Source organism: Kitasatospora sp. NPDC041988 (assembly GCF_055588525.1).
Genome location: NZ_JBVJCO010000011.1, coordinates 1 through 7043 on the forward strand (window position 1 = coordinate 1; position 7043 = coordinate 7043).

Here is a 7043-nt window from a genome sequence, read left to right on the forward strand (position 1 = left end):
CAGACGACTCGGCGGGCCGCGAGACCCTGCGGCTTCCACTCGGCGAGGGTCGAGATCTTTACCACGTCGCCGGTGTACGGCCCCTCCCCCCCCCCCCCCCCCCCAACCAACCCCCCCCCCCCCCCCCCCCCCCCCCCCCCCCGCCCGGTAGGTTGTCATCCGTGCCGACCCCCACCCGCCCCCGCCTCGCCGGGCTAGCCGAGCGCCTGCCCGACCGCGTCCGCCAGGGTTACTGGACGAGGCTGGTGCCGGTGCTGGCCCTGGTCGCGCTCGCCACCCACATCCCCTCCTTCGTCCGGCCGGTCTGGAGCCCCGACGAGGGGTTCCTGGCCACCCAGGCCCGGATGCTGGCGGACGGCGGCGTGCTGTACGACACCGTCGTCGACCGGAAGCCCCCGCTGCTGCCCTGGCTCTACCAGGCCTGCTTCGCCGTCTTCGGCTCCGCCTCGCTCTGGCCGCTGCGGACCCTGGCGGTCGTCGCGCACCTGGGCACCGCGATCCTGCTGGCCTCGATCGCCCGCGGCCGCTGGGGCAACCGGGCGGGCGCCGGCGCCGGCCTGCTCTACCTGCTGGTCTCCATCGGGCTCTCCCCGGAGGACACCCAGGCGGCCACCTTCGAGGTCTTCATGCTGCCCGCCATGGTGGCGGCCTTCCGGTACGCCGAGCGGCGCCGCTGGCTGGCCGCGGGCATCGCGGTGGCACTCTGCTCGCTGACCAAGCAGACCGGCGGCGCGGTGCTGCTGCCGGTGCTCTGGATGCTGTTCCAGGACACCCGGCGGCGCGGTGTCCGCTGGCCGCCCGCGCTGTTCAAGATCGGCTTCGGCTTCACGCTGCCGATAGCGCTGGTCGCGGTCATCCTCACCAAGCCCAAGGGCTTCCTGTTCTGGGTGGTCACCGGCAGCGGCGACTACGCCTCGTTCGGCGGAGCCTGGCTGCAGATGACCGGCCGGGCGCTCGGCAACTCGGCGATCCTGGTCGGGGCCGGCCTGGGCTTCCTGCTGCCGGTCGGGCGCCGCCTCTGGCTGAAGTACCGCCACCGCCCGCTGCCGGTCGCGGGGGAGGAGCACGGCTCCACCGCCGACCTCTGGGTCTGGCTGCTCTCCTCGGTGGTCGCGGTCAGCGTGGGCTTCCACTTCTTCGGCCACTACTACCTCCAGCTGATGCCCCCGCTGGTCCTGCTGGGCACCGGCGCGGTCGCCACCTCGGCGATCCGCTGGAAGCCCGTCCTGGCGTACACCACGGCCGCCGCCACGGTGTTCTGGGCGCTGGCGCTGGCCTGGCCGGGCGAGCGGCTCAACCAGACCACCGAGGTGGCCACCGCCGTCGCCGCGCAGACCACGCCGAAGGACACCGTGCTGGTCTGGGGCATGCACCCGGAGCTGTACTGGCTGGCCGACCGCAAGCCGGCCACCCGCTACCTGACGGCCGGCTTCCTGACCAACTACAGCGGCGGCAAGGACAGCAGCCTCAACGTCGGCGAGCAGTACAGCGTCAGCAACGCCTGGCAGACCTTCGACAAGGAGCTGCTCGCCAACGGCCTCCCGGAGGTCGTGGTGGACGACTCAGGGCTGGCGCCGTACCAGCCGACCCAGATCCCGCGGATCGAGAACCTGCTGGACACCCACTACGAGATGGTCGGCGTCTTCGCCGACACCGTGGTCTACCGCCTCAAGCACTGAGGCCCGGCGGTCCGGGCAGACGGCCCGGCCCGTGCGGACGGCCCGACCACAGACGCCCCGGCCCGCATGTCCCGGCCCGCACGGCCCGGCGCGGCACACACCAAAGAGCCCCGGTGACCTCCAGGTCACCGGGGCTCTTCGCGTCACTGCTAGGCGGGCACCGAGGCCACACCCGGGGCGAGGAACCGCTTGCCGGTCACCCGCTCCGAGACGCCCTCACGGTCCAGGTACGGGGTGATCCCGCCCAGGTGGAAGGGCCAGCCGGCACCGGTGATCATGCAGAGGTCGATGTCCTGCGCCTCGGCGACGACACCCTCCTCCAGCATCAGGCCGATCTCCTGCGCGACGGCCTCCAGGGAGCGGTTGAGCACCTGCTCCTCGGTCAGCACGGTGTCGCCGAAGGAGAGCAGCTCCAGCACCTCGGGGTCGAGGACCTGCTTGCCGTCCACCCAGGTGTAGAAGCCGCGCTTGCCGGCCTTGACCACCTTGCCGAGGTTCTCGGAGACGGTGAACCGCTCCGGGAAGGCGCGGTGGAGGGTCTCCGAGACGTGCAGCGCGATGGCCGGGCCGACCAGCTCCAGCAGCACGATCGGGGACATCGGCAGGCCGAGCGGCTCGACGCCCTTTTCGACCGTGGCGATCGGGGTGCCCTCGTCGATGATGTCCTGGATCTCGCCCATGAAGCGGGTCAGGATCCGGTTCACCACGAACGCCGGGGCGTCCTTGACCAGCACCGAGGTCTTCTTCAGCTTCTTCGAGACGCCGAAGGCGGTGGCCAGCGAGGCGTCGTCGGTCTGCTCGCCGCGGACGATCTCCAGCAGCGGCAGGATCGCGACGGGGTTGAAGAAGTGGAAGCCGACGACCCGCTCGGGGTGCTTCAGCTTCGAGGCCATCTCGGTGACCGACAGCGAGGAGGTGTTGGTCGCCAGCACACAGGTCGGCGAGACCACGTTCTCCAGGTCGGCGAAGACGGTCTGCTTGACGCCCATCTCCTCGAACACGGCCTCGATCACGAAGTCCGCGTCGCCGAAGCCGGCCGCCTTGTCGAGCGAGCCGGTGACCAGGCCCTTGAGGCGGTTGGCCTTGTCGTTGCCGATCCGGCCCTTGCCGAGCAGCTTGTCGATCTCGGCGTGGACGTAGCCGACGCCCTTGTCGATGCGCTCCTGGTCGATGTCGGTGAGGACCACCGGCACCTCCAGCCGGCGGGCGAAGAGCAGCGCCAGCTGGGAGGCCATCAGACCGGCACCGACGATGCCGACCTTGCTGACCGGGCGGGCCAGCGACTTGTCCGGCGCACCGAACGGGCGCTTGGCGCGGCGCTGCACCAGGTTGAAGGCGTAGATGCCGCTGCGCAGCTCGCCGCTCATGATGAGGTCGGCCAGGGCCGCGTCCTCGGCGTCGAAGCCGGCCTGCAGGTCCTGGTCCTTGACCTGCTGGATGATGTCCAGCGCCTTGTAGGCGGCCGGCGCGGCGCCGTGCACCTTGGCGTCGGCGACCAGGCGGCCCCAGGCGACGGCGTCGTCCCAGGCCTTGCCGCGGTCGATCGCCTCGCGCTCGACGACGACGTCGCCCTTGAGGACCTTGGCGGCCCACAGCAGCGACTGCTCCAGGAAGTCGGCCGGCTCGAAGATCGCGTCGGCGATCCCCAGCTCGAACACGTCCTTGCCCTTGAGCTGCTTGTTCTGGCTCATCGAGTTCTCGATGATGACCTTGATCGCCTTGGAGGGGCCGATCAGGTTCGGCAGGATGGTGCAGCCACCCCAGCCGGGGACGAGGCCCAGGAAGACCTCCGGCAGCGAGAACGCCGGGACGCCCGCGCTGACGGTGCGGTAGGTGCAGTGCAGGCCGACCTCGACGCCGCCGCCCATCGCCGCGCCGTTGTAGAACGCGAAGGACGGGACGGGCAGCGCGGCGATCCGCTTGAAGACCTCGTGGCCGCCCTTGCCGATGGCCAGCGCGTCGGCGTGCTCCTTGAGCAGCTCGACGCCCTTGAGGTCGGCGCCGACCGCGAAGATGAACGGCTTGCCGGTGACGGCGACACCGACGATCTTGCCCTCGGCGGCCTCGGCCTCGACCTGGTCCAGCGCGGCGGACAGCTTCAGCAGCGAGCCCGGGCCGAAGGTGGTCGGCTTGGTGTGGTCGAAGCCGTTGTCCAGGGTGATCAGGGCCAGCTTGCCGGCCTGCAGCGGCAGGTCCAGGTGGCGGACGTGGGCCGTGGTGACGACCTCGCCCGGGAACAGCTCGGCGCCGTGCTGCAGCAGCTCAGTAGTGGTGCTCATGCTTACTTACCACCCTCGAAGTGCGGGTTCTCCCAGATGATGGTGCCGCCCATGCCGAAGCCGATGCACATCGTGGTGAGGCCGTAGCGGACGTCCGGGCGCTGCTCGAAGCGGCGCGCCAGCTGGTTCATCAGGCGCACGCCGGAGGAGGCCAGCGGGTGGCCGAAGGCGATCGCGCCGCCGAACGGGTTGACCCGCTCGTCGTCGTCCGCGATGCCGTAGTGGTCCAGGAACGCCAGCACCTGGACGGCGAAGGCCTCGTTGACCTCGAAGGCCTGGATGTCGTCGATCGTCAGACCGGCCTTGGCCAGCGCCTTCTCGGTGGCCGGCACCGGGCCGATGCCCATGACCTCGGGCTCGACGCCGGCGAAGGCGTAGGAGACCATGCGCATCTTGACCGGGAGGCCGAGCTCCTCGGCGACGTCCTCGGCGGCCAGCAGCGACGCGGTGGCGCCGTCGTTCAGGCCGGCCGAGTTGCCCGCGGTGATGTTGCCGTGCGGGCGGAACGGGGTCTTGAGGCCCGCCAGGCTCTCCATCGTGGTGCCCGGGCGCAGCGGCTCGTCCACGGTGGCCAGGCCCCAGCCGGTCTCGCCGACCTCGGGGTTGGTGTTGCGGATCGAGATCGGCACCAGGTCCGGCTGGATGTCGCCGTTGGCGTACGCCTTGGCGGCCTTCTCCTGCGAGCGCACGGCGTAGGCGTCGCAGCGCTCCTTGGTGATGTGCGGGAACCGGTCGTGCAGGTTCTCCGCGGTCATGCCCATGAACAGGGCGGACTCGTCGACGAGCTTCTCGGAGACGAAGCGCGGGTTCGGGTCGACGCCCTCGCCCATCGGGTGGCGGCCCATGTGCTCGACACCGCCGGCCACGACGATGTCGTACGCGCCGAAGGCGATGCCGCCGGCGGTCGCGGTGACGGCGGTCAGGGCGCCGGCACACATGCGGTCGATCGAGTAGCCCGGGACGGACTTCGGCAGACCGGCCAGCAGGGCGGCGGTGCGGCCGATCGTCAGACCCTGGTCGCCGATCTGCGTGGTGGCCGCGACGGCGACCTCGTCGATCCGCTCGACGGGCAGGTTCGGGTTACGGCGCACGAGTTCCCGGATGCACTTGACGACGAGGTCGTCGGCGCGCGTCTCGTGGTAGATGCCCTTCGGGCCGGCCTTGCCGAACGGGGTGCGGACGCCATCGACGAAGACGACGTCCCTCGCGGTACGAGGCACGGGGGCTCTCCTCCCAGGGACCAACAGGTTGAGGTGGGCAGGCTGCCGCCGTCCGTCGCAGAGAGGACGTGAGCGGCGCCGCTTCACCGCCATGCTACCGGTCGGTAACCAACCTGCCCAGGCCCGGCGCCCCGATCTCCGCGTGTGTCCCGCGACACGTCGCCCCGTCCGGGCACGACGAAGGGGATGCCGTCGTCGAACGGCATCCCCTTCCGTGTCCTGCAGCTCAGCCCTGCTGCCCGGTCCTGCTGCTCGGGCCGGCCGACCGCTCAGCCCTGCTGTTCGGGCCCGGCCGGGCCCGGCTCCTCCGCCGCCTTGACGAACGCGGCGGCGACCACCGGTGCCACCAGGTCGACCTGCCACTGCCGGGCACCGAGCCGGCGCAGCGCGGCGGCCACGTTGGCGGCGCTCGCGTCGGCCGGCGGCTCCCAGGAGACCCGGCGGACCAGGTCCGGGGTGATCAGGTTCTCGGCCGGCAGGTTGTGCGTCTCCGCCAGCTCGCTCACCGCGGCCCGCGCCCCGGAGAGCCGGGCGGCCGCCACCGGGTCCTTCTCGGCCCAGGCGCGCGGCGGCGGCGGGCCGTCGTGCGGCGCGGAGGCCGGCGGCAGCTGGTTCTCCGGGACCTCCCGGCCGCGCTGCACGGCCGCCAGCCACTGCTCCAGCTGACGGCGGTGCACCCGCGGCCCGAAGCCCTGGACGGCCTGCAGCGCGGCGATGTTGAGCGGCATGGCCAGCGCGGCGTTGACGATCGCCGCGTCCGGGAGCACCCGGCCCGGCGAGACGTCCCGCTCCTGCGCCAGGCGGTCCCGGGTGAGCCAGAGTTCGCGCACCACGGCCAGCTGGCGGCGCCGGCGGACCTTGTGCAGTTGCGAGGTGCGGCGCCAGGGGTCGGTGCGCGGCGCCGGGCGCGGCGCGGCGGCGATCGCGGCGAACTCCTCCAGCGCCCAGTCGAGCTTGCCCTGGGCGTCCAGCTCCTGTTCGAGTGCGTCGCGCAGCTCGACCAGCACCTCGACGTCCAGGGCGGCGTAGCGCAGCCACGGCTCGGGCAGCGGGCGGGTGGACCAGTCGACCGCCGAGTGCTCCTTGGCCAGGCTCAGCCCGAGCACGCTCTCGGTCATCGGCCCCAGGCCGACCCGCGCGAAGCCGGCGATCCGGCCGGCCAGCTCGGTGTCGAAGAGGCGCTGGGGCCGCATGCCGACCTCGGCCAGGCAGGGCAAGTCCTGGGTGGCCGCGTGGACCACCCATTCGGTGTCCGCGAGGGCCGCGCCCAGCCCGCTGAGGTCGGGGCAGGCGATCGGGTCGATCAGCGCGGTACCTGCGCCCGCGCGGCGCAGCTGGATGAGGTACGCCCGCTGGCCGTAGCGGTAGCCGGAGGCCCGCTCGGCATCGACGGCAACCGGTCCGGTACCCGCGGCGAAGGCGGCGACGGCGGCGGCCAGCGCCCGCTCGTCCGCCACGACTGGCGGGATCCCCTCCTTCGGTTCGAGGAGCGGGACCGGGGCTGCTTCTTCTGGGATGGCTGCTACGGCGTCGGTCACTCACCAAGGGTACGACGGACCTCGCGGCCGGGAGTGTTGTCGGACTGGTCAGACCGGGTCGGTGAATATGCCCGTGTGGCCGCCCGGTCGCCCTGGGCCCGCTCGGGGCGGGGCCGCCCGCTCGCCTCCGGGGCGCTCGGGGCGGGCCGGCTGCTGCTTTGGGCCCGCTCGGGGCGTCGCCGCCCGCTCGCCTCGGGGCGGCTCCGGAAGCGGCTGCGGGGGGGGGGGGGGGGGGGGGGGGGGGGGGGGGGGGGGGGGAGAGGGGGGGGGGGGGGGGGGGAGGGGGTGGGGGGGGGGGGGGGGGGGGGAGCACCAGCGTGACGTTCG

The 7043-nt window shown here is 72.5% G+C and carries 4 protein-coding genes; 1 reads left to right on the forward strand and 3 read right to left on the reverse strand.

Annotation, left to right across the window (positions count from 1 at the left end; genetic code table 11):
* The first annotated feature begins 161 nt into the window (after positions 1–161).
* A complete protein-coding gene (locus tag ACZ6NC_RS13550; protein ID WP_465732143.1) occupies positions 162–1679 on the forward strand; it encodes an ArnT family glycosyltransferase in 1518 nt (505 codons plus the stop codon).
* A gap of 149 nt (positions 1680–1828) precedes the next feature.
* On the opposite strand, the gene ACZ6NC_RS13555 is transcribed toward ACZ6NC_RS13550, so the two are convergent.
* From ACZ6NC_RS13555 to ACZ6NC_RS13565, 3 genes are all read right to left on the reverse strand, one after another.
* Positions 1829–3958, reverse strand: a complete 2130-nt coding sequence (locus tag ACZ6NC_RS13555) for a 3-hydroxyacyl-CoA dehydrogenase NAD-binding domain-containing protein (protein WP_465732145.1) — start codon at positions 3956–3958, stop codon at positions 1829–1831.
* A 2-nt stretch (positions 3959–3960) separates the two neighbouring features.
* Positions 3961–5178, reverse strand: coding sequence for a thiolase family protein (locus ACZ6NC_RS13560; protein ID WP_465732147.1), 1218 nt, complete (start codon positions 5176–5178; stop codon positions 3961–3963).
* Positions 5179–5447: 269 nt separating this feature from the next.
* On the reverse strand, positions 5448–6716 hold the full coding sequence (locus ACZ6NC_RS13565; RefSeq protein ID WP_465732149.1) for an HRDC domain-containing protein: 1269 nt from the start codon (positions 6714–6716) through the stop codon (positions 5448–5450).
* Positions 6717–7043: the final 327 nt, after the last annotated feature.